Here is a 22,259-nt window from a genome sequence, read left to right on the forward strand (position 1 = left end):
GGCCCGGTTCCAATCGAGAGCCCGTTTTTCCATCTTATCGGGGGCAACCACCCTCGCCAGCCAAAACGGCAGGGCGGTCGCGCCGCGATTACTCCATGTTCGAGGATCGCGGTGACCCCTGTTCGCTTCTGGTGTTCATCGACGATGCGACCGGCAAGCTGATGCAGTTGCGGTTCGTGCGCTCGGAAAGTGCGTTTACGTATTTCGAGGCGCTGGAGCTTTATCTGCAGGCGCATGGTGCTCCGGTCGCCTTTTATTCCGACAAGCATTCGGTGTTCCGGGTGGCGAAGAAGGATGCCAAGGGCGGTCAGGGCATGACCCAGTTCGGCCGCGCGCTTTCAGAGCTAAACATTGAGATTCTTTGCGCGAACTCGAGCCAGGCGAAGGGTCGGGTCGAGCGGATGAACCGGACGCTGCAGGACCGTTTGATTAAGGATCTGCGCCTGGAGGGCATCTGCGGCATGGACGACGGCAACGCTTTCCTGCCTCGGTTCATGGAGCGCTATAACCGGCAGTTTGCCATTACCCCTGCCCGACCTGATGATCGGCATCGGTCGCTGAACCTTGCCCCGGATCGGCTGAAGGAGATCCTGTGCAAGCGGGAGCAGCGTTATGTCGGTGCCCAGCTGACGTTCTCCTACGAGCGCCAGCGGATCATGCTGGAAGAGAACGGGGTGACGCGCGGACTGGTCGGCCGCTATGTCGAGACCTACGCCTATGCCGACGGCAGGCTGGATGTGCGCTGGAAGGGGTATTCCCTGCCCTACCGGGTGTTTGACAAGGACCAGCGGGTGACGCATGCGGCGATCACCGAGAACAAGCGGCTTTCCGATGTGCTGGCCTGTATCAAGGAGCGGCAGGATCAGTCGTCGCCGAAGGTCAAGACCAACAGCGAGAAGAATGGCTACACGCCGCGGGGTCGCAAGCCCGGCCGGCGGACGGATTCCATGAACGATCCGGCGGTCATTGCTCGGCGGCGGCAGGCGCTCTCTAACGGCGATGCCGCAGAATGATCGACGGATCGGGCTGTCAAAGCTAAAGCCGATCAGTGGCTAATCCACCCGCCCCGATCTTCCCTTGCAACCCGGACCAGCCGGTCGGATCGGGGCTGGTCGTCGCGCCGTGTGGCAGCGCAACGTGACATTTCTACTTTGGGCCGGAGCGGACATTTCAACCTGGCCGCCACATCTTGTGTAGCCGGGTGGGTTCAAGGATGAAGTGCGACTTGGCAATAAAAGCAATGGCGTGGCCCTTGGAGATTTTTGCAGGTCGCGTCGCTATTTGCAGCTCACCCTTCCCGATCGCCGCCGCTTGCATCAGCTCATCGAACGCAAGATCCGGGTGGCTGAGATCGCCCGGCAACTCGGTCGACATCGATCGACGTTCTATCGCGAGCTGAGGCGCAACACCTTTCTTGATGCCGAGTTTCCGGGATACAGCGGCTATTACGGCGGCATCGCCAACGATCAGCAAGGAGCGTCGTCGACGGCTGCGCAGGCTCACCGCCATCCGCAGCTGTGCGAGCTGGTCATCGATCGACTGAAGGCGCTTTGGTCGCCGGAGCAGATTGGCGGCCGCCTGCTCGCCGACGGCGTGAGCGCCGTCCGCGTCGGCACCGAGACGATCTATCGCTTCATCTATGGCCAGGAAGACTATGCGCTGGCGCTCTATCGGCATCTGTCGGAAGGCCGCGGCAAGCGCCGCCGCGGCTCCCGCAAACCCGATGACGGTTTGAACCCGTTTGACTGCAGGATCGGCCAACGTCCTGATTTCACTGCCGATCGCTCGCAGTTCGGCCACTTGGGAGGGCGATCTCTCGATCTTTCGGCGCGCGCTCGGAGACGTGAAGGTCACTTCGCTCGTTGAGCGCAAGAGCCGCTACACGGTGATGATCAAGAATGGCAGCCGGCACTCTCGGCCGCTCATCGACAAGATCGTCGATGCCTTCTCACCGCTTCCCGCCTTTGCCCGCCAGAGCTTCAGCTTCGACCGTGGTACCGAGTTTCGCGGCTTCAGGGCTTTGGAAGATGGGATCGGTGCCAGGAGCTGGTTTGGCGATCCGAATTCACCGTGGCAGAAAGGCGCGGTCGAGAACGCCAGTAAGCGCATCCGCCGCTTTGTGCCGATCGATACTGACCTATCCGCCGGCGGTCAGCAACAGCTCGTCGCCCTCGTCCACCATCTCATTTCACTGCCGAGGAACTGCCTTTCACCCGCCGAGGTGTTCATGGCGCATTTGCAAGATTGCGGGTGACCCCCCTACCCTTCGCACGTCAATGTCGCACTTGGATTAGATTCTCCAAGATCTGCCCTGGCACGATGCGTCTGCTGCGCACCGCCGCCTGGTTCTGGTCATGGACAGAGTTGTTATCAAGTTCCAAAAAATGTTGACATTACAATCTTAAAATTGGAAATATTGCTTACAACAGTTTATTGGAATGCCCTTCATGCTGGCGATTATCGCAGACGATCTGACCGGCGCCCTCGACACGGCGGCCCCGTTTGCCAGTCGGGGGCTTCACTGCGAAGTGGCCTTGCGCGCCGGCGCCATACCGGCGGCGCTGGCGCACAATCCGCAGGTGCTCTCGGTCGATACCGGCTCCCGTGACATGGACCCGGCAGCAGCACGGAAGGCGACCGGCGCAGTGCTGGCGCAGCTTCCCGCCGGCAGCGTGCTTTTCAAGAAGGTCGATTCACGCCTGAAGGGTCACGTCGCAGCCGAACTCGACGTCACACCGTACCGGTCGGCGCTGGTGGCACCGGCAATTCCGGACTTCGGCCGGGTGGCCGAAGCGGGGCATCTGAAAGGGTTCGGCGTCGATACTGCGATTTCAATTGCCGAAACGCTTGGCCGCCATGCCTCACTGGCAATGATCCCGGATACGCGGTCGCAAGATGAGATGAGCGAGGGACTGGCGAAGGCCCAGGAGGCCGGCGTCGACCTGCTTGTTGGCGCCCGCGGGCTTGCCGAGGCGCTTGCCCAGCAAATGACGGAAAAGACGCCGGCCCGGCTGACCGACATTCCCACGGGTCCATCGCTGTTTGTCGTCGGCTCGCGTGACCCGATCACCCTTGCCCAGATCGAGGAACTGAGGGCGGCGCATGCGCTGCGATACCTGCCGGCTCCCAATGGCGAACGTGACGATGCATTGCCAGATGGAAGCCTGATCACGCTCGTACAGGCCGTGCCAGGAAGCGAGCCGGAGACCGGTCGGAACGTATCGAAGCGCCTGGCCGCGAGCGTGTGCCCCGCCTTGACGGCCGCGGCTTCGACACTGCTACTTTCCGGCGGCGCCACAGCGGGAGCCGTGCTGGAGACAATGGCGATCACGCACTTCCGGCTGATCGGCGAATGCATGCCGGGCATGGGGCTTGCTCATGCCGACGGACATTGCATCATCACGAAGTCGGGAGGTTTCGGGACGCCGGGGACTTTGAAAGAAATCGCAGACATAATCCGCCGGAACGCGAGGTAACCGATGGCGCTAGAAAATATCACCGTGCGCAAGAGCCTTGCTGATCTTGTGTTTGAACGCATGCATCGAGCGATCAAGTCAGGCGCCTATCAGTCAGACGAACGCCTGCCGACGGAACACGACCTTGCGGCGGAATTCGAAGTGTCCCGCCCGGTCATCCGCGAGGCTCTGCGGCGCCTGCGTGAACAGGGCCTGATCTATTCGCGCCGCGGCGCGGGCAGTTTCGTGCGGGTTCTCGGCATGAAGGAGCCCCTTGGTTTCGGACAATTGGAAAACGTTGCCGATCTGCTCAATTGCTACGAGTTCCGGCTGACCCTCGAACCGGCGGCGGCGGCTGCGGCAGCTGCCCGCCACAACGCTGTCAGCCTTGGCGCCATCCGCCAGGCGCTCGAACTCATGCGCGACGCCACCAACCGGCAATCTCACCGGGAAGACGCAGATTTCCAGTTTCACCTTGCCATCGCGCTTGCCGCCAAGAACAGCTATTTCTCCACCGCGATGGAGGCGCTTAAGGACCATATTGCAGTCGGGATGAAATTCCACGGCGCCTCGGTGAAGCGCGAGGCTGCGGGACTGAGCCGCGTCTTTGCCGAACACGAGGCCATCTGCGACGCAATCGCCGCGGGCGACGCGGCCGCGGCAAAGCAATTGATGTTCGACCATCTGACCGGCTCGCGCGAACGCCTTTTCCAGACAACCCAATAGGAATGCGCTTACCTCACCGCAAAACACTCCGGCCACAGGCCAGGGTGCAGGGGAGATGCGCGAAAACCATCTTTCAAAACGCGGCCCTATAGATGGCGTGCACGTCTTCGACGCGCATGTCGATCGGGTTATTGTCCATCAGGCGGCGGTTGGCGTGTGCCTCGCTGGCATAGAGCGGAAGATCAGCCTCGCTTGCCTGATGGGCCGACAGCGACATCTCGATCCCCAGATCCTTGCAGAAGCCACAGGCGGCACCCAAAAGGTCGGACTGGCGAAGCCCCGGGCCGAACCCCAGCGCCTGGGCAACCTCATCGGTCTTTTCCGCCACGACGGGCTGATTAAACGCCAGCACATGCGGGAAGATGATGGCGTTTGCCAGCCCGTGCGGCAGGCGCAGGCGCGTGCCAAGCGGATAGGCGATGGCGTGTCCGGCCGCCGTATTGACAGGCCCGAGGCAGATACCGCCGTAAAATGAAGCCAGCATCATTCCTTCGCGCGCTTCGGTATCGGCCCCGTCGCGCACGGCGCGGGCGAGATATTTGCCGACCAGACGGAACCCCATCCTCGCGTAGTCGTCGATCATCGGATGCGCACGCCGGTTGGTGAAGGCCTCGACACAATGGGCCATGGCATCGACACCCGTGGCCGCGGTGACAGCAGGAGGCACCGAGAAAGTCAGTTCCGGATCAAGCACCGCGAGATCGGCGATCATGTGCGGGCTTTCGACAGCGATCTTCGCCCCCTTGTCCGGATCGGTGATCAGCGAGCGAATACCGGCCTCCGAGCCGGTGCCTGCCGTCGTCGCCACCTGTACGAGGCGTGTGTTGCGGCCGGCCACGCGGTTTTGGCCGGCGACGTCGGCAAGCGTCTGCTCCCGGTCCCAAAGCACCGCGACAAGTTTTGCCACGTCGAGCACGGAGCCGCCGCCAAGGCCGATGATCACGTGCGGCCTGCATTCGCGCGCCACGTTCAAAGCTGCGTCAAGTGCTGCGATATCCGGCTCGCCAGGGATCGCGTCGAACACGGTGACGCGACCGGAAAGACGCAGGCGGTCGGTGAAACCCACCGTCACCGGGGTGGCGATGACCAGTGCGGTACCGGCATCGCCGGCAAAGGCGCCGACGTCGCCGACGGTGCCAGCACCGACGACAAGGCGGCGCGGTTGATGAAGGGTGATGGAAGTGATCGTCATAGCCTGGTCATCCTTGCTTGGCGGGGCCGGCCACGAGTTTGCGGGCATAGGCGATGGCGGAGTTCAGGTTACCATGGTCGGCAATGCCTTTGCCGGCGATGTCGAAGGCCGTCCCGTGATCGACGGAGGTCCGGTCGATCGGCAGTTCCACTGAGACGTTGACGGCGGTATCGAAGGCGACCAGCTTGATCGGGATGTGCCCCTGGTCATGGTACTGGGCGACAACGAGGTCGAAAGCGCCGGAATAGGCGCGGTGGAAAACCGTGTCGGCGGAGATCGGCCCGTGAGCGTCGATACCTTCGGCGCGGGCAGCCACGACGGCGGGCCCGATCTGATCGTCGTCCTCGCTGCCAAACAGGCCGTTTTCGCCGCAATGCGGATTGATCCCGGCAATGGCGATCCGGGGTGCGGCATAACCGATTCGTTTCAGATGAGCGTTGCCCGCCCTGATCGTTGCCAGCACTCTTTCGGTCGTTGCCCTGCGAATGGCTTCCTGCAGGGACACGTGGGTCGAGACATGGATGACCTTCAGCCGTTCGGAGGCAAGCAGCATATAGGCGGACTTGGCGCCGGTCAGGGCGCGTAGCATGCCGGTGTGACCATCATAGTGGTGACCGGCAAGATTGAGCGCTTCCTTGTTGATTGGGGCGGTGACGATACAGCCGATCGCACCTTGTTCTGCGTCGCGCACCGCTTTTTCGATGAAGCGAAAGGCGGCGTCGCCTGCCACCGGGCTCAACTGTCCCCAGGCAAGCGGCGCACCCTCGACGGGCAGGTCAACGACATAGCCCGCAAGATCGGTGTCGATGCCAAGCGCATTCCGGGCCGCTTCAAGCGTGGGCAGGTTGCCATAGATACGCGTCTGCCGGCGATCTTCGGCCGACATCTCCGCCAGCGCGCGCACGGCGATCTCGGGGCCAACCCCGCACGGATCGCCCATGGTTATACCGATGATATTGCTCATGACATACTCCGTATGACCGCCCTGTCCCATCCGGGAGCAAGACGAACATATTTGATGGCGCGCCGATGATAGGTATAGGCGAGATGCAAGGTGCCATCCCGGGCCTCCAGCAGCCAGGGATAGGACATTTCCTTGTTGCGGCCGTCGGTTGAATCATTCGAGAGACACGTGCCCGGTCCATCCTCGACCACGATGCGCAATGGAAAGGATTGCCCTCCGTCTTCCGAAAGGCAGAGCGACACGGGTGCACGCGGCACGCCCCAGACCGGGGCGAAGCCGCCGGCGGGATCCGCGTCGGGCCGCCCGTCGTCCTCACCCAGTTCGTCATAGAGCGACAGGCGACGGTCGGAAGAAAGAGCTGCGTTGACCGGGTTGCAGATCATCGCGACACGGCCATCGCGAAGACGTGTCACCGCGATGGAGGAATTGTTGTTGGGCACGTCCGTCGCCTGCGGCACCGACCAACTGCGCCCTGCATCTGTGCTTTCGGTGCGGAAGACGAAATCCGCTTGGCGCCTGCGAAAAAAGGCTGCGTAGCGTTTCTCGCCAATGGAAATGGGCGACATGTGCACGCAGCCGGTTGACTGATCGATCTCCTCAAGCCGCCAGGTCGCGCCATCATCTTGCGAGACGCCGACGGCCGCCGTGTCATGGCTGCCGTTCCATTTCTGGCCGGGCCGTTGAACACATCTGAAGATCGGCAAAAGCCATGCGTCGTCACTGCGAACGATCACCGGCGCACGTACGAAACAGCCGCGCGGCAGATCGAGATAGCGCCCGTCTTCCGCCGACAACGCGAGCGGGTTGGCCGCATCGCGGCGAACTTGCGCGATCCGGATCCTGCATTCGTCCTGATTGCCCGCCGGCTGAGACGTGTGGAAAAGCCAAAGCTTGCCGTCCGGTGCCGTGAAAAGCACGGGGTTTTGCTCGGAGTGCGACGGATCGGAACTCAGGCGCTGGGGCGGTCCCCACCCCGTTGCCGTATCTTCCAGCACCGAGGCAAAGATCGAGATATCGGATTTGCCTTCAAGCGTGCCGCCGAACCACGCGCACACGAGCGCACCATCATCAAGCAGATGCAGGAATGCCGCATGGTTCTGCACCATCGGCGACGATAGGAGCGCTTCTTTACGCCCAGGGGAGACGGCCTTAAGCACGCCGTCCATGTTTCGGGCTATTTCGTCGGGATGCATGAAATCCTCCTCATATGCCCACAGAAATCACGCATTTTCAAAAGTTGTCAAGTTTTTCGATGTTCATACCTGCAATCGTTGTTTTCAACAATGCAGTCAAATGCATGTTTTAATTATCTATTTTGGACACAACATTTTTCCGATGATGTTACATTGCAAAATAATTTGACAAACTAATGCAGAAGTTGGATTGTCAACTCCAACCCCCGGTGCCAGGCCGCCGGGAAGGGAGGATTTCCCACAGGCAGCCGCAACCGCCAGGCGGCGACGAAGCCCGTGTGCGGGCGCACAGCATTGCTTGCCGCGGCGGCCGCCCCGAACGCAGCGCGGAGACACCGTTCAGACACACGTCGAATTGAACGAAATTACCAGGGAGGAAAATACAGTGAGAAAGACACTTTTAATGGCTGCCCTGATGCTGGGCTCGGCCTCGTCTTCGGCGTTGGCCGGGTCGGGCCCGATCAAGATCGTATTGCCGGAGGAGGCCGACCTTCTGGAGCCCTGCATGGCGACACGTTCGAACATCGGCCGCATCATCATGCAGAACGTCAGCGAGACGCTGACGGAACTCGATGTGCGTGGCGACAAGGGCGTCATGCCGCGCCTCGCCGAAAAATGGGAGCAGAACAGCGATGGCAGCTGGCGTTTTCATCTTCGCCAGGGCGTCACGTTTTCAGACGGCACGGCGTTTGACGCCAAAGACGTGAAGCATAGCTTAGACCGCATCATGAGCGACAAGAACGCCTGCGAGTCCCGGCGTTACTTTGGCGGCATGACGGTGACGGCCAACATCGTCGACGACCACACTGTCGACTTCAGCGCTGATCCTGTCCAGCCGATCCTGCCGCTGCTCTTGACGCTCGTCACCATCGTGCCGGAAGAAACACCGCTTGAATTTGTTCGCGAGCCGGTGGGCACAGGTCCCTACAAGCTGACCGACTGGACGCCTGGCCAGCAGATCGTGCTGACGAGCCGCGACGACTATTGGGGCGAGAAGCCGGAGGTGACCGAGGCGACCTACCTTTTCCGCGCCGATCCGTCCGTTCGCGCCGCCATGGTCCAGACCGGCGAGGCTGACCTGTCGCCGTCGATCTCGCAACTTGACGCCACCAATCCTGCGACCGACTTCTCGTATCTCGACAGTGAAACGGTCTACCTGCGCATCGATCACAATATCGAGCCGTTGAACGATATCCGCGTTCGCCGCGCACTCAACATGGCGATCGATCGCGAAGCCTTCCTTGGAACGCTCGTTCCCGAAGGCGCGGTTCTTGCCACCGCCATCGTCCCGCCGCCGACCCTCGGTTGGAACCCCAATGTGAAGGTTCCGGCCTTCGATACCGAAGGCGCCAGAAAGCTCCTGGAGGAAGCCAAGGCCGACGGCGTCAAGGTGGACACACCGATCACGATCGTCGCGCGCTCGGCAAACTTCCCGAATGTCACCGAAATCATGGAAGCCATCCAGGCGCAGCTCCAGGAAGCCGGCTTCACGATCGAGCTGAAGTTCGTCGAGGTCGCCGAGCACGAGCAGTACTACTCGAAGCCGTTCAAGGATGGCCGCGGTCCGCAGATCGTTGCCGCCATGCACGACAATTCGAAGGGAGATCCGTCCTTCTCGATGTTCTTCAAATATGCATCAGAAGGCACCCAGTCGGGCTTTTCCGATCCGAAGGTCGACGACTTGATCACCCGTGCATCCGCCGCGGTTGGCGATGAGCGTGCCAAGCTCTGGTCAGAACTGATCGCCTACGTGCATGATGAGGTCGTGGCCGACGTGCTGCTCTTCCACATGGTCGGCTTCTCGCGGGTTTCCGAACGGCTCGAATTCAAGCCCACCATGGCGACCAACTCGATGCTCCAGCTTTCGGAAATCGGCATCAAGTAAGCTGTCCGGCGATGGGTAATCGCCCGATATCGACACACAAGGCGGCGGAGCAGTCCGCCGCCCTTTCAAGCGAGAACCAGCATGTTGAGCTTTTTCCGGAAACGCGCCCTCGCCAGCCTGATTTCCCTCTTCGGGCTGATCGTCATGGTCTTCTTCCTCTCCCGCTTGACCGGTGACCCTGCCGCTCTCTTCCTGCCTGTCGAGGCATCAGCGGAGATGAAGGCGCAGTTTCGCGAAATCCATGGACTGAACGACCCTGTGATGACGCAGTTTATCCGCTATGCCGGGGACGTCGTCACGGGCGATTTCGGTGAATCACTGCGCAAGGCGCGTCCGGCCCTCGACGTTGTGCTCGAAGCATTTGTCTGGACCCTGTGGCTTGCCGTCATCACCATGGCGCTGGTGACCGGCGCTGCTATCGTCGTCGGCTCGCTCGCCGCCTTTCGCGCCGGCGGCTTCTTCGACAGATTTTCCTCCATCATCTCGCTCATCGGGGCGTCGGTCCCCGATTTCTGGCTGGCCATCGTCGCCATCGTCGTATTCTCGGTGAACCTCGCCTGGCTGCCGACATCGGGCACCGGCTCGCTTCTCCACTGGATCCTGCCGATTTCCGTCCTGTTTGTGCGACCCTTCGGCATCATCGTTCAGGTCGTGCGCGGCTCGATGATCGGCGCGCTCACTTCCGCCTATGTGAAGACCGCCCGCGCCAAGGGCGTCAAATCCGGTCCGATCATCTTCGTTCATGCGCTGCGCAACGCCATGCTGCCGGTCATTACCGTGATTGGCGACCAGGCTGCGAGCCTCCTGAACGGTGCCGTGATCATCGAAACCATCTTCGGCTTTCCAGGCGTCGGCAAGCTGATGATCGATTCCATTTTACAGCGCGACTTCAATGTCGTCCTGGCTGCCATCCTCGTCACCGCCTTGGCGATCTTCCTGATGAACCTCCTGATCGACCTTGCCTATGTGCTTCTCGATCCGCGCATTCGCCATTGAGGAGGCCGCCCGTGACCCTGCAGATACCTGACGCTGCCCTCATTGAAGAACCACGGTTCATCGTGCGCATGGCCCGCATGCTCTGGGCCGACAAGTTTGCGCTTTGCGCCGCCCTCTTCCTTGTCACCATCCTGATCCTCGCCATCATCGGTCCGGCCTGGCTTGGCGACGCCGCCATCAAGCAGAACCTGCGCGGCCGCAACGCCGCTCCGTTTGAATGGGACCGCGGCTGGCTCTGGTGGATGGGCGCCGACGCGCTCGGCCGGCCTCTCTTTGCCCGCATCATCGTCGCGACACAAAATACGATGATGGTCGCCGCCGGAGCGGTCATCATCTCCTCGGTCATCGGCACGGTGCTTGGCCTTGTCGCCGGATTTTCTTCGCCGCGCGTCAATCAGGTCATCATGCGGCTGGCCGATGTCATCATGTCGTTCCCCTCGCTGCTGATTGCCGTCATCGTGCTTTACATCCTCGGCTCCTCAATCCTCAACCTTATGCTGGTACTGTCGATCACCCGCATTCCGGTCTATCTACGAACGACCCGCGCCGAAGTGCTGGAAATCCGCGAGCGCATGTTCGTCCAGGCCGCCCGCGTCATGGGCGCCTCCGGCAAGCGCATTGTTTTCCGCCACATCCTGCCCGTGGTCCTGCCGACGCTGACGACACTGGCGACACTCGATTTTGCCTATGTGATGCTTGCTGAAAGCGCGCTCTCCTTCCTCGGCATCGGCATCCAGCCGCCGGAAATCACCTGGGGCCTGATGATCTCGCAGGGGCGCCAATACCTGACCAATGCTTGGTGGCTGTCCTTCTGGCCGGGTCTTGCGATCATCCTGACCACCATGTCGCTGAACCTGTTGTCGAACTGGTTGCGCATCGCGCTCGATCCGGTCCAGCGCTGGCGGCTTGAAATGAAAGGCCGCAACAATGGCTGAGCATCTCCTGGAAGTCCGCAACCTGTCGGTCGAATTCCACACCGCCATGGGCGTGGTGAAGGCTGTGCGCTCCATCTCTTATCATCTCGGCCGCGGCGAAACCCTTGCCATTCTCGGCGAAAGCGGATCGGGCAAGTCGGTCTCCTCGTCTGCGATCATGAACCTCATCGACATGCCACCCGGCCGGATCAGTTCGGGCGAGATTCTGCTTAATGGCGCCGACCTTTTGAAAATGCCCGCGCACGAGCGCCGCAAGATAAACGGCAGCCGTATTGCGATGATCTTCCAGGACCCGCTCAGCCACCTCAATCCGGTCTATACGGTCGGCTGGCAGATCCGCGAGGCTTTGACCACGCATGGGGCGGATGCGGCCAAGGCCCAGTCTGAGGCCCTGCGTCTCATCGCTCGCGTCGGCGTGCCCCACCCGGAGCGCGCGCTTGACAAATATCCGCACGAGTTTTCGGGCGGCCAGCGCCAGCGCGTGATGATCGCCATGGCGCTGGCGCTTCGGCCGGATCTTCTGATTGCCGACGAACCGACGACGGCGCTCGACGTCACCGTCCAGGCCGAAGTGCTGGCACTGTTGAAGGAGCTTCAAGAAGAAACCGGCATGGCGGTGATGATCATCACCCACGATCTGGGTGTGGTCGCCGAGATTGCCGATCGCGTCGTCGTCATGGAAAAAGGCGAACTGGTCGAAACCGGCACGGTCCGCGAAGTGTACCACAACCCGCAGCATCCCTATACGAAAAGGCTGATCGCCGCCGCACCGGGCAAGGGCGAGATGCATGCCCCCCAAGGCTTCGGCGAACCGGTCCTGCGCGTGCGCGACGTGCGCAAGCACTACGGAGCCTTCGAGGCTTTGAAGGGTGTGTCCTTCGATCTGATGCCGGGCGAAACCATGGCCGTGGTCGGCGAAAGCGGATCGGGCAAATCCACGCTCGCCCGCATCCTCCTGCGTCTCGACGAAGCAGACAGCGGCAGCGCCTTGTGGAAGGGACGCGACCTCTTCACGCTGTCGCCGGGCGAACTCTATAAGCTGCGCCGCGACCTGCAGATGGTCTTCCAGGACCCGACCCAGTCGCTCAATCCGCGCATGACCGTCTTTCAGCTGATCTCCGAGGCCTGGATCATCCACCCCGATATCCTGCCCAAGGCGAAATGGCGCGAGCGGGTGGCTGAACTGCTGGTCCAGGTCGGACTTGGCCCGGAACATATGGGCCGCTATCCGCATCAGTTTTCCGGCGGCCAGCGCCAGCGCATCGCGATCGCGCGCGCTCTTGCCCTCGAGCCGCAGCTGATCATCTGCGACGAGGCCGTCTCGGCACTCGACGTCTCGGTCCAGGCGCAGGTCATCGCGCTGCTCGACAGGTTGCGCAGAGAGATGGGAATCGCCTTCATTTTCATCGCCCACGACCTGCCGGTCGTTCGCGACTTCGCCAACCACGTCATGGTCATGCAACAGGGCAATGTCGTCGAGATGGGAACCGTCAGCGAGATCTTCGACACACCGCGCGAAGACTATACGCGCGCGCTCCTCGCAGCTGGTCTTGATCCCGATCCCGACATTCAGGCCGCCAACCGCGCAGCCCGCCTCAGGCAGGTGTCCTGAGCACCCCAATCACCAGGAGACTGACACATGCCGAAAAAAGCCTTCGTCGCGCTCGTGACCTGCTTCAACGAAGACGAGACCATCAACTACGAGGCGACACGGGCCCAGGTCCGCCGCCAGGTCGAGGCCGGCAACAACATCATGTGCGCCGGCACTAATGGCGATTTCAGCGCGCTGACCTTCGAGGAGAAGGTCCGGCTGACGGAGGAAGTGGCGGACGAGGTCGCCGGACGCGTCCAGATCATCGTCAATGCCGGCATGCCTGCCACCTTCGAGACACTGAAGCTGGCACGCGAATTCGACCGCATCGGCGTTGATGGCATTGCCGTCATCACCCCGTTCTTCATCGCCTGTACCCAGGATGGTCTGATCCGCCATTTTTCCACTGTGGCAGACGCGGTGCAAACTCCGGTCTACCTCTACGATATCCCGGCCCGCACCCAGAACCACATCGAGCCGGAAACGGCCCGCAGGCTCGCCGCCCATGGCAATATCGCCGGTATCAAGGATTCGGGCGGTGCGAAGGATACGCTCGAAGCGTATCTCGCGGTTGCCAAGGATATGGACGGGTTCGATGTCTATTCCGGCCCAGACCATCTGGTGCTCTGGGCGCTGGAGAATGGCGCGGCTGGCTGCATATCCGGTCTCGGCAACGCCATGCCGCATGTGCTCGCTGGCATCCTCAACGCCTTCAACGCCGGTGATATTGGGGAAGCCGAAAGGCAGCAGGCGATCTTCGCAGCCTTCCGCACCGACCTCTATGCACTCGGCTTCGCGCCGGCCATGGTCAAGCGTGCGCTGTACCTGCAGGACGCCTCTGTCGGCGCCAGCCGTCAGCCGGCGCTCCTGCCTGACCTCGATCAGGACGCCCGTATCGCCGCCATCCTGCGCCGCTATGACCTGCTTTGACTTATCACTGCCCTGCCCTGACCAACGTCTCGGCAAGATCGACGATGTCGTCCCGGGCAGCCGTCGGGTCCTCCTTGTTCCAGGCGACACCCACGCGACATTTTCGCCTTTGCAGCGGAGGTCACGCCGGCGCAGTCACTCCGGAAGACCGGCCTTGCGGTAACCATCGACGAAATGCTCGAGCGTCGCGGCGTCGCGGAACGGCTCCGTCGCGGCCCAATGGCGGATTGTGAAATGCGGGTTGGCGACGAGGAACAGCTGGACCTCCTCGCGCGCCTCCTCGATCCGCCCCATTTGGGCAAGGCTCGCAGCCAGGAAACGGCGCGAGCTGGTCCGATAGGTCTCGTCCCTGCGCAGTGTTTCGACAGCGGCGTCGTAGTCGCCGGCCGCGTATTGCGCCTGGCCGAGCGTCAGATAGTACCAGTTTGGCGGATGGGGATTCAGCCGGAACGCCTTGCGACTATGCTCGAGGCCCTCTTCGACTCGCCCGGCCAGGACCGCGATATCGGATAATGCCGCCCAGGCGTCAGCCTCGTTCGCGTCGAGCTCGACCGCCTTGGCGAACTCCACATCCGCCTCGGCGAAGCTGCGCTCATAGGCAAGCAGGTAAGCCAGGACCCAGCGGCAGCCAGCATCGTTGGGATCGATCGCGACAGCTTTGCGCGCCAGTTCCAGAGCAGCGCTGCGGTTTGCTGCAGTTGGTCCGCCCGAGTGCACCCATCCCATCCAGTAGTTCATGGCAAGCCAGCGATAGGGTTCGGCGTATCCGGGATCGAGTGAAATCGCGCGCGTGAGCATCAGATGCGCTTCCTGCGCCGTCTGCGGCGAATCATCCATCAGCTTGCGCGCCCGCACGCAGAGCTCGTAAGCCTCGAGATTCTTTGGCCGGTTGCGCGGAGGCGGCATGCGCAGCCGGCCGAGCAACGCCTCCACGATCTTGCCGGTGACCTCATCCTGAACGGCAAAGATGTCGTCGAGGCTGCGATCGAATCGTTCCGCCCATAGATGATCGCCATTCACCGCGTCGACCAGTTGGGCGTTGATGCGCACGCGCCCAGCGGCGCGTCTTGCGCTCCCCTCCAAGAGGAAGCGTACGCCAAGGTCCTCAGCGATCTCGCGCACATCCGTCGCCTTTCCCTTGTAGGCGAAGACCGAGTTGCGCGCGATGACGAATAGGCCGGAGTCCCTGGACAGATCGTTGATCAGGTCTTCGGTCAATCCGTCCGCGAAGGACTCCTGCTCGGGATCGTTGCTGACATTGACAAAGGGCAGCACGGCTATGGATGGTTTGTCGGGCAGCGGCAAAGGTTTTCGCTTCGCGCCACCGAGCTGTTCGCTGGCTCCTGTGAAGCGGTAGCCGACGCGCGGAACCGTGGCGATCCATTCACCGCCGTCGGCGGCCGGACCGAGCAGCTTCCGCAAGAGCGCGATCTGGACGGTGAGGTTGCCTTCCTCGACCGCCCTGCCCGACCATGCCGCGTCCATCAACTCGGCCTTGCTGAGGATTTCGCCCGCCCGTCCGACGAGCGCCGCAAGCAGCTTTAGCCCCCGGTGGCCAACGGCAACGGGTTCACCGTCACGAAGAAGCGTTCCCGCACCCGGATCAAGCACGAACGGACCAAAGGCAAAACGCGATCCCTGCATAGGCGCATCAATAGCCCGTTTGGAAGTTTTTGAGAACAATTTGGGAGGGCTTAATTACGACGCTGTTCCGTATCCTGCAGAATTCATCCTCTTTCGGGTCGAGGGTCCCTGGACCCTCAAACCATTGGGAGGTTGCTATGAACGATACTTCCGCCCTTGCAACGGCTCCGGATCAGGCTGCGCGGCTGGGAACGCCCGTGGGGCCGGCGGACGCGTCGCGTCGGCACTACAGCCTGACAACCTTGCGAAGCATTATCGCGACCTGGGGAGCGCGGATGCGCCTGCGCTGCGAACTTGAGCAAAAGTTGAAGGACGATCCCCATTTGATCGACGATATCGGTCTGACGGGACGGCGCGTCGAGGCAGAGATCGCCAAGCCCTTCTGGCAAGCATAGGGAGATCTGCATGACTGCCGAAGGCACATTGCCGCGAGAGGATCGGATCCCCTGGGCAGCGATGGCGGGGACCACCGCCACCGTAGCGGTGTTCGCGCTGGCACAGGGGCTGACCTATCCGCTGCTCAGCTTCATCCTGGAGCGGCAGGGGACGACACCCGGCCTTATCGGCCTGTCGGCGGCGATGACGCCGCTGGGGTTCATCGTATCCGCGCCCTTCGTTCCGGCGCTCGTGCGGTGCATGGGCGGGGCGCGGCTTGCGATCCTGTGCTCGCTACTCGCCGCGCTCACCCTGATCGCGATCGCCTGGAGGCAGGACGTCTGGGCCTGGATGCCGCTGCGCTTCCTGCTCGGCTTCTTCGCCAATCCGCTTTACGTGATCAGCGAGACCTGGTTGATCTCGAACGCCCCGGCGCCGCGCCGGGGCCGCATCATGGGCCTCTATTCATCGATCGTTTCGGGCGGCTTCGCCGTCGGCCCGCTGTCGCTCGGCCTGGTCGGCACGCAGGGTTGGCCGCCCTTCGTGATCGGCACCGTGGCCTTCCTTCTCTGCGGGCTGATCGTGCTTGCGGTCGTGCCGCGCCTGCCGAAGGTGCCGCAGGAAGGCGAGGCAACATCGGTCGGCGGTTTCTTCGCGCTGGCGCCGCTCCTATTATTCGCGGTCTTTGCCGCAGCCGCCTTCGAGCAGACCCTGCTTTCCCTATTCGCGGTCTACGGCGCCGCGCTCGGCAGCGCCGAGGAACGCACCGCTTCGCTCATCACCTGTTTCATCGCCGGCAATGCCGTGCTGCAGATTCTGCTCGGGCGCTTGGCCGAACAGATTGGCTCGACGTGGACCATGCTATTCTGTGCGCTGGCTTCGCTGGCTGGCTGCCTGCTGCTGCCGACGATCTTCGACTCGTGGCTCGTCTGGCCGCTCGTTTTCGCCTGGGGCGGGGTCTCGTTCGGGATCTACACCATGGCGCTGGTCCAACTTGGAGAGCGCTTTACCGGTCAAATCTTGATCGCGGGGAATGCGGCCTTCGCGCTCGTTTGGGGCATCGGCGGTATCGTGGGCTCGCCCGCGACAGGAGTGGCGATGCAACTGATCGGATATCAGGGGCTGCCATGGTCCCTTGGCCTGCTGTCGTGTGTCCTGGCGGTGTTGCTGATGGCGGAGAGACGGCTTTGACGGAGGCACTTGCCTCCTCTCTGCGTCGATGCCGCAGTCGAGCCTAACGCTGAGCGCACCGCAAACAACGGCGGAAGGCAGCGCGCCGGCGTTCTGCCGAACCGCTCGAATCTTGGTGGCTCTGCGAACGGCACTTCAGCTTTCGGCGCCAAGCGCCAGTTCGAGCTCCGGTTTGGTCAAATGCGGCCAGAACGCGAGATAGGCATCTGCGTCACCAGGTCGGCGGCCCCCGCCGAGTTCCGGCGCCACCTCGGTCACGGCCTTCAGCAGGATATCGAACGGACGCCAGCCGATGATTAGCGTGCCCGCGGTCCGCGGTCGCCTAATGACGAGCGCGGGAAAGCGCCCGATCTGACGAAAGCGCGCGTTCTTGACGTCGTCCATGAAGTTCGTTCTAGCGTCGTCGCCGTCCATGTCGTGGCGCAGACGCTGCGGATCAACCACATCAGGACGCGCCGCGGCGCAGGCGTCGATGATTTCGTTCAACACGGCTTCCCGGGTGATGTTGCGCCGCTCTGTCATTACGGCCTCGCGCAAGCGCCGCAGGATCAGTTCGGCGGCCATGGGCGACTGGAACTCTGCCGCCTTGACCATGAGGCATGCCGGCCACGAAGACGACGGTTGATCCTCGGTCCAGATGCCGGCGTCCAGTGGCATGCCGGACATCTGGTGCGCCTGCAGCCAGAGCGGTCCCATCTGGGCGGGCCTGTGGATGGAGTTTATCGGATCCTGGTAATCGTCCCAGCATCTCAGCATGCCGGCCATGCGATAGCGCCAGGCCAACTGCCCCGCAAAGGCGTAGCGCAGGAGGCGCCATTGCGGCTCGAACGCCCAGGACCAGCAGCATAGCGGATCCGTATAGTAAACGATTTCGACGGCGGCTTCTGCCGCCGTCTCATCGTGTCGTGCCGCGCTGGATGCAGACCCGACAACGCGATCAGTCACTTGCTTCGGGGGCTTGCGAGCTCGGTCTGCGGATAGGACGACCACTGGTTTTCCCCCTTCGGCAGCCTGGACCTGATCTCTTCGCTGCGTTGCTTGCTCATTTCCTTGTCCATTCGCGCGACTTCCTTTGCGGAGCGGCTGGTGCCCTCGGGCTGGTGGTTGACCTCGCCCTGGGTGTCGACAACGTGCTTGATGGGATCCTCGATATATTCCCAGTGCTCCCCGTCGCCCCATGGTCCCTGGCCCTCGTTCCATGGCCCGCGGGCATCAATCCCGTTCGACATGTTGAAATATTCATGAGTGAAGCGAGGGTCGCCCTGAAGGACACCGGGCGGGAAGTTCGGCTGTATGGTTTCGAGTGCCGCCGAGAACATCTGGAAATGCGCGATCTCCCGCGTCATCAGGAAACGGAGCGTATTCTTGACGTGGGGGTCATCGGTGAATTGCAGCAGATATTCATAAACGATCTTCGCGCGGCTTTCGGCGGCGATATCCGAGCGCAGGTCGACTGTGAGATCGCCGTTGGCGTTTACATAGGCGCCGGTCCAAGGAACGCCCTGGCTGTTGGTCAGCGTGGGGCCGCCGCCCGACAGGGCGAGAAATTGCGGGTTCGCAAGCGCCTCGTGAATGAAGCTTTCCTTGGACGGCTTCCCGTTGAGTTTCGTGATTGGGTTGGCTTCGGCGGCATTCTTGAGTTCACCGTTAACGCCATCGAGCAGCATCGTGATCGTCGCTCCCACGATCTCCAGATGGCTGAATTCCTCTGTGGCGATGTCCATGAGCAAGTCATATTTTTCGGGATAGGGCTGTCTGGCGGCGAAAGCCTGGACGAAATACTGCATGGCAGCCTTTAGCTCACCATTGCCGCCACCGAACTGCTCCAGAAGAAGCGCGGCAAAGCGCGGATCCGGTTTGGACACGCGTGCGTCGAACTGAAGTTCCTTCACATGATGAAACATGGTGCGGTCCTCGGGATTGGTGCGTTTCCGTCTCGCCCTACAGCAAACCTGCGGATCGGCGGCGGGCTAAAAACGCTGTCCGAACCTGCCGCCGTTGGCTTTGTTCCAAGGATTTTGCCTGATGCCGTGCTTTGCCGAACGGACGGGGGCAGCGCGTGCTTGCAGCGGGACTGGAAGGGAAGAATCCGGATACTCAGCTTCTCCGGCAGGGCCCTAGGCTCGGCTCAGGCCTCGGTCGTGAATTTCGCCTCGGGAATTGAGGCATTGCTCTGAACTGTCCTTTCCCGGCCGCCATTGGATCGGCGGCGAGAAAACGCATCGCGACCAAACGTCCCCGTGCGACGCGCTGTAGGTCCTTGTTTTTATGCACGTCGTTGCCCCAAAACCGCTGCGCACTTTTGGGCAACCCGAGCTAATGCGCCGTGTAGGCCCCGTCCACGAGATGATAGCTTCCCGTGATGAAGGAGGCCTCGTCGGAGAGGAGGAAGCAAACGAGGGCCGCCACTTCCTCCGGTGTTCCGCGCCTCCCCATCGGCTGAAGGGCCTCCATGCGTCGCGTCTTCGCCAGTTCCGAATATTCCGACAGAAGCGGGGTTTCGATCCAGCCGGGACCGACGGCATTGATGCGGATGCCCAGTCTTGCATATTCGATTGCAGCCGCCTTGGTCAGGCCGACGACGCCGTGCTTGGCCGCGGTGTAAGCCGAAGCCGTCGGCAAAGCGACTGACCCGAGAATGGAGGCCATGTTGACGATGGCGCCTTCCCGTTGCGCCAGCATGGCCGCGATCTCGTGCTTCATGCAGTAGAAGGTGCCGTTCAGATTCACGTTCATCACCCGGTGCCATTCGTCGAGCGGGTAGTTCGCCGTCGGCCACCGCTGAGCTTCGGTGCCTGCATTATTCACCGCCAGGTGCAGGCCGCCGAGCGACATCACGAATTCGATCAGCCGCTCAACTGCAACTGCGTCTGTGACATCGACGGCGAAGTCGCGCGCCCTGCCTCCGCCCGAGTTGATTTCGGCCGCGACGCTCTTGGCCGCATCGGCATTGATGTCGGCGATGACGACCTCGGCCCCCTCGCCAGCAAGCTGCCGTGAAACGGCAGCACCTATCCCGGAGCCCGCGCCGGTCACGAGCGCCACTTTCCCCCCGAAGCGTTGTTTCATCGTGCCTCCTTGTTCTTCTGCTCCCTATTGCGCGTCTCCTCAAATCGACGTCGACTTGAGGAGTTAGGACGCGCGGCGCTGTAGTCGACCAGACGTGAAGGGTCTGCGCAATGCATTTCGCCAGGCGACGGTGATGCTATTTGCTCCTGACAAATGAAATGCGAAATCGTCGTCGCCTCCAATCGCACGTGGCCGGCACCTTGTCGGACCTTCCCCCTGCTCGTCTGAGTGCGGTTCCGCCTGATCGCCTTTGGCCGAAAGCCACGACAAAGGCTTAAGATCACTATGGAATACAGCCTTTGCCTATTTTTGATCGGCGGGTTCTGCCAGATTTGGACCCGTGCTGGATGCAAGGCTTGGCTGACACCCGCAGCGGTGTTAAACACGGATAGTAACCGAGTCTCAATCCGCGCAGCAGGTGAAAATGGGGAAAGACCACTTTACACGCCGGATGCTCATGCTGGGCGGTTTGGCTTTGCTGGCATCCGGATGCAGTTCGACCGGGCGTCCGAGGGGAAGCGCCATTGCTGCCAGGTCGCGTATCGATCCCCGCTACCGTCGGCAAGAGGTAGCTTACCCGGGACCTGAGGATCCGGGAACGATCGTCGTCGATACCGAGCAGCGCTATCTCTATTACGTGCAGGGCGGTGGATCGGCGATTCGCTACGGCATTGGCGTCGGCGAAGAAGGCCGGACCATCAAGGGTCGGGCGAGAATCGGCCGAAAGGCGGAGTGGCCGTCCTGGACTCCAACCGAAAATATGATGCGTCGGAAGCCCCACCTCAGGCAATATGCCGGCGGCGTGTCGGGCGGGCTCCACAATCCGCTCGGAGCGGCTGCGCTCTACCTCTATCGGGGTGGGAAGGACACGATGTTCCGCCTGCATGGTACGAACGAACCATGGACCATCGGTCAAGCCGTATCGAGCGGCTGCATCCGCTTGACGAACGAAGATATCGTCGATCTGTACAGCCGCGCCTCGGTGGGTACGGCGGTGATGATCGTCTGATGGTGTTTTTGCGCGTATTTGGTATAAATAGCTTGAGCCATGTGTGTGAGGTTCCGTTGAACAGTTCCAAACCGACAAAGCTGATGCCAACTGTGTCTTTCATGCACTAGGCCACGGCGAGAATCGCCACTATTACTTGGAGTGTTGCCTTCGATAAACCGTTCCCACTAATGAGGAAAGGACTACTTGATGAGCAGAATTCTAGTGTTGACGATTACGTTGCTTTCTGTCGTCGGGCTGAGCGCCTGCGGCACGATCGGCAAAGGTAAAGGCAAGGCACCGCCGCCCGTAGCGGCCGCGCCTATAGAGCCCGCACCGATATACAAATAATTACTGAAATTGTGCTGCGGGGAGAAGCTGAGGAGCCCCTCCCCGCAGCACTCTTCTAGGGCTGGATCAGCGCGGCTGCCAGTCAAAGACACTGTAGATGACGGGTCGGCCCGAATCCTGGCCCGAGCATAGCCCGGGGACAAAGCGTAGAGACGTGATGATACGTGTAGGAACCCGTACACTGGCAATTGTACTGCTCGCACTCGCTGCGACGGCGTGCCAGACGCAGGACAAGAAAGCCCAACCGAGCTACGTATCGAGCAGCCCAAATATCGATGGTCCCGCCAAGCTGGCCTCGGAAGTGAGAGAGCAGGGATATTTCATTGAATTCCGCTCGCGCTATGCGCTGAGCTATGGACACTCTTATGTCGTTTTCGGCCGTATCGACAAGAACGGATCCATGATCAATCCTGAGGTTGCAGGTCTCGCTCCCGCGACCAATGATACGGCGCCCTATGTCATTGGCCATTTTCTCCCCGTGCCAGCGGAGACAGGGTGGAGCGATGGTGATCTCGAAGAAGGATACAGGTCGGCGAGCTGGCGCATCATGCTGACGGAGGCAGAATACAACAAGGTTGTCGCCGATATCCGCAAGCTGAAGGCCAAGGCTCGTTTCTGGCATGCCTCACTCTACAACTGTAACGCGTTTGTTGCAGAAATCGCCCGCTCCATGGGATATCAGGCGCCAAATATCTGGCTCAGACCGCAAGAATTCATTACAAAGCTCCGCCAGATGAATGGCGGCTGACGCGATCTGGTTGCGGCTTCCCGCTT

Annotated in this window: 19 protein-coding genes and 3 pseudogenes; 14 read left to right on the forward strand and 8 right to left on the reverse strand. The window is 61.6% G+C overall.

Features of this window, described 5'->3' with window-relative positions:
• Positions 1 to 86 precede the first annotated feature (86 nt).
• The 4 genes and pseudogenes from SJ05684_RS07305 to SJ05684_RS07320 form a co-directional block, all read left to right on the forward strand.
• Positions 87 to 1,013, forward strand: a pseudogene (locus SJ05684_RS07305) (ISNCY family transposase); the annotation flags it as partial.
• A 232-nt stretch (positions 1,014 to 1,245) separates the two neighbouring features.
• Positions 1,246 to 2,254, forward strand: a pseudogene (locus SJ05684_RS07310) (IS30 family transposase).
• A gap of 193 nt (positions 2,255 to 2,447) precedes the next feature.
• Positions 2,448 to 3,476: a four-carbon acid sugar kinase family protein gene (locus tag SJ05684_RS07315; protein WP_034854785.1), complete on the forward strand. Its 1,029-nt coding sequence runs from the start codon at positions 2,448 to 2,450 to the stop codon at positions 3,474 to 3,476.
• 3 nt (positions 3,477 to 3,479) lie between these two features.
• Positions 3,480 to 4,181, forward strand: a complete 702-nt coding sequence (locus SJ05684_RS07320) for a FadR/GntR family transcriptional regulator (protein WP_095694229.1) — start codon at positions 3,480 to 3,482, stop codon at positions 4,179 to 4,181.
• Positions 4,182 to 4,254: 73 nt separating this feature from the next.
• Here SJ05684_RS07320 and SJ05684_RS07325 read toward each other — a convergent pair whose 3' ends face one another.
• From SJ05684_RS07325 to SJ05684_RS07335, 3 genes are read right to left on the reverse strand one after another with little or no spacing between them, the layout of a single operon-like run.
• Entirely contained in the window at positions 4,255 to 5,373 is a 1,119-nt protein-coding gene (locus tag SJ05684_RS07325; RefSeq protein WP_034854787.1) for an iron-containing alcohol dehydrogenase, read from the reverse strand.
• A gap of 7 nt (positions 5,374 to 5,380) precedes the next feature.
• On the reverse strand, positions 5,381 to 6,337 hold the full coding sequence (gene pdxA, locus SJ05684_RS07330; protein ID WP_034854788.1) for a 4-hydroxythreonine-4-phosphate dehydrogenase PdxA: 957 nt from the start codon (positions 6,335 to 6,337) through the stop codon (positions 5,381 to 5,383).
• A complete protein-coding gene (locus tag SJ05684_RS07335; RefSeq protein ID WP_034854789.1) occupies positions 6,334 to 7,530 on the reverse strand; it encodes a sialidase family protein in 1,197 nt (398 codons plus the stop codon). Before SJ05684_RS07335 ends, pdxA begins: the two co-directional genes overlap by 4 nt.
• Before the next feature lie 403 nt (positions 7,531 to 7,933).
• Here SJ05684_RS07335 and SJ05684_RS07340 point away from each other — a divergent pair, with 403 nt between their 5' ends.
• The 5 genes from SJ05684_RS07340 to SJ05684_RS07360 all read left to right on the forward strand — a co-directional run bounded on the left by SJ05684_RS07340 (position 7,934) and on the right by SJ05684_RS07360 (position 13,867).
• Positions 7,934 to 9,415, forward strand: a complete 1,482-nt coding sequence (locus SJ05684_RS07340) for an ABC transporter substrate-binding protein (protein WP_374188706.1) — start codon at positions 7,934 to 7,936, stop codon at positions 9,413 to 9,415.
• 81 nt (positions 9,416 to 9,496) lie between these two features.
• The gene (locus SJ05684_RS07345; protein ID WP_034854791.1) at positions 9,497 to 10,411 is read left to right on the forward strand and encodes an ABC transporter permease; all 915 of its coding nucleotides are present in this window, start codon (positions 9,497 to 9,499) and stop codon (positions 10,409 to 10,411) included.
• A gap of 68 nt (positions 10,412 to 10,479) precedes the next feature.
• Positions 10,480 to 11,346, forward strand: coding sequence for an ABC transporter permease (locus SJ05684_RS07350; RefSeq protein WP_085939067.1), 867 nt, complete (start codon positions 10,480 to 10,482; stop codon positions 11,344 to 11,346).
• Positions 11,339 to 12,958 (forward strand): ABC transporter ATP-binding protein, encoded by a 1,620-nt coding sequence (locus tag SJ05684_RS07355; RefSeq protein ID WP_034854793.1) that lies wholly within the window; start codon positions 11,339 to 11,341, stop codon positions 12,956 to 12,958. The genes SJ05684_RS07350 and SJ05684_RS07355 overlap by 8 nt, the downstream gene beginning before the upstream one ends.
• Before the next feature lie 27 nt (positions 12,959 to 12,985).
• Positions 12,986 to 13,867: a dihydrodipicolinate synthase family protein gene (locus tag SJ05684_RS07360; protein ID WP_034854794.1), complete on the forward strand. Its 882-nt coding sequence runs from the start codon at positions 12,986 to 12,988 to the stop codon at positions 13,865 to 13,867.
• A gap of 4 nt (positions 13,868 to 13,871) precedes the next feature.
• On the opposite strand, the pseudogene SJ05684_RS31165 reads toward SJ05684_RS07360, so the two are convergent.
• Both SJ05684_RS31165 and SJ05684_RS07365 read right to left on the reverse strand, forming a co-directional pair.
• Positions 13,872 to 13,961 (reverse strand): annotated as a pseudogene (locus tag SJ05684_RS31165) (LysR substrate-binding domain-containing protein); the annotation flags it as partial.
• Between the two features lie 41 nt (positions 13,962 to 14,002).
• A complete protein-coding gene (locus SJ05684_RS07365; protein WP_034854795.1) occupies positions 14,003 to 15,511 on the reverse strand; it encodes a winged helix-turn-helix domain-containing tetratricopeptide repeat protein in 1,509 nt (502 codons plus the stop codon).
• A gap of 137 nt (positions 15,512 to 15,648) precedes the next feature.
• On the opposite strand from SJ05684_RS07365, the gene SJ05684_RS07370 reads away from it, so the two are divergent.
• Complete coding sequence (locus SJ05684_RS07370; RefSeq protein ID WP_244426637.1) at positions 15,649 to 15,906, forward strand: DUF1127 domain-containing protein; 258 nt, start codon at positions 15,649 to 15,651, stop codon at positions 15,904 to 15,906.
• 10 nt (positions 15,907 to 15,916) lie between these two features.
• Complete coding sequence (locus tag SJ05684_RS07375) at positions 15,917 to 17,077, forward strand: MFS transporter (RefSeq protein WP_034854796.1); 1,161 nt, start codon at positions 15,917 to 15,919, stop codon at positions 17,075 to 17,077.
• Between the two features lie 135 nt (positions 17,078 to 17,212).
• Here SJ05684_RS07375 and SJ05684_RS07380 read toward each other — a convergent pair whose 3' ends face one another.
• The 3 genes from SJ05684_RS07380 to SJ05684_RS07390 all read right to left on the reverse strand — a co-directional run bounded on the left by SJ05684_RS07380 (position 17,213) and on the right by SJ05684_RS07390 (position 20,146).
• A complete protein-coding gene (locus tag SJ05684_RS07380; RefSeq protein ID WP_034854797.1) occupies positions 17,213 to 18,022 on the reverse strand; it encodes a DsbA family oxidoreductase in 810 nt (269 codons plus the stop codon).
• Positions 18,019 to 18,981: a manganese catalase family protein gene (locus tag SJ05684_RS07385; RefSeq protein WP_034854798.1), complete on the reverse strand. Its 963-nt coding sequence runs from the start codon at positions 18,979 to 18,981 to the stop codon at positions 18,019 to 18,021. Before SJ05684_RS07385 ends, SJ05684_RS07380 begins: the two co-directional genes overlap by 4 nt.
• A 412-nt stretch (positions 18,982 to 19,393) precedes the next feature.
• Positions 19,394 to 20,146 carry an SDR family NAD(P)-dependent oxidoreductase gene (locus SJ05684_RS07390; protein ID WP_034854799.1) on the reverse strand — a complete coding sequence of 251 codons (753 nt, stop codon included), beginning with the start codon at positions 20,144 to 20,146 and terminating at the stop codon, positions 19,394 to 19,396.
• 424 nt (positions 20,147 to 20,570) lie between these two features.
• On the opposite strand from SJ05684_RS07390, the gene SJ05684_RS07395 reads away from it, so the two are divergent.
• From SJ05684_RS07395 to SJ05684_RS07405, 3 genes are all read left to right on the forward strand, one after another.
• Positions 20,571 to 21,155 carry a L,D-transpeptidase gene (locus tag SJ05684_RS07395; RefSeq protein WP_034854800.1) on the forward strand — a complete coding sequence of 195 codons (585 nt, stop codon included), beginning with the start codon at positions 20,571 to 20,573 and terminating at the stop codon, positions 21,153 to 21,155.
• Between the two features lie 189 nt (positions 21,156 to 21,344).
• On the forward strand, positions 21,345 to 21,485 hold the full coding sequence (locus SJ05684_RS30315; protein ID WP_083846137.1) for an ABC transporter: 141 nt from the start codon (positions 21,345 to 21,347) through the stop codon (positions 21,483 to 21,485).
• Between the two features lie 157 nt (positions 21,486 to 21,642).
• Positions 21,643 to 22,233: a hypothetical protein gene (locus tag SJ05684_RS07405; protein WP_034854801.1), complete on the forward strand. Its 591-nt coding sequence runs from the start codon at positions 21,643 to 21,645 to the stop codon at positions 22,231 to 22,233.
• The last annotated feature ends 26 nt before the right edge of the window (positions 22,234 to 22,259 follow it).

The sequence above is a fragment of the Sinorhizobium sojae CCBAU 05684 genome, from assembly GCF_002288525.1.
Taxonomy (GTDB): domain Bacteria; phylum Pseudomonadota; class Alphaproteobacteria; order Rhizobiales; family Rhizobiaceae; genus Sinorhizobium; species Sinorhizobium sojae.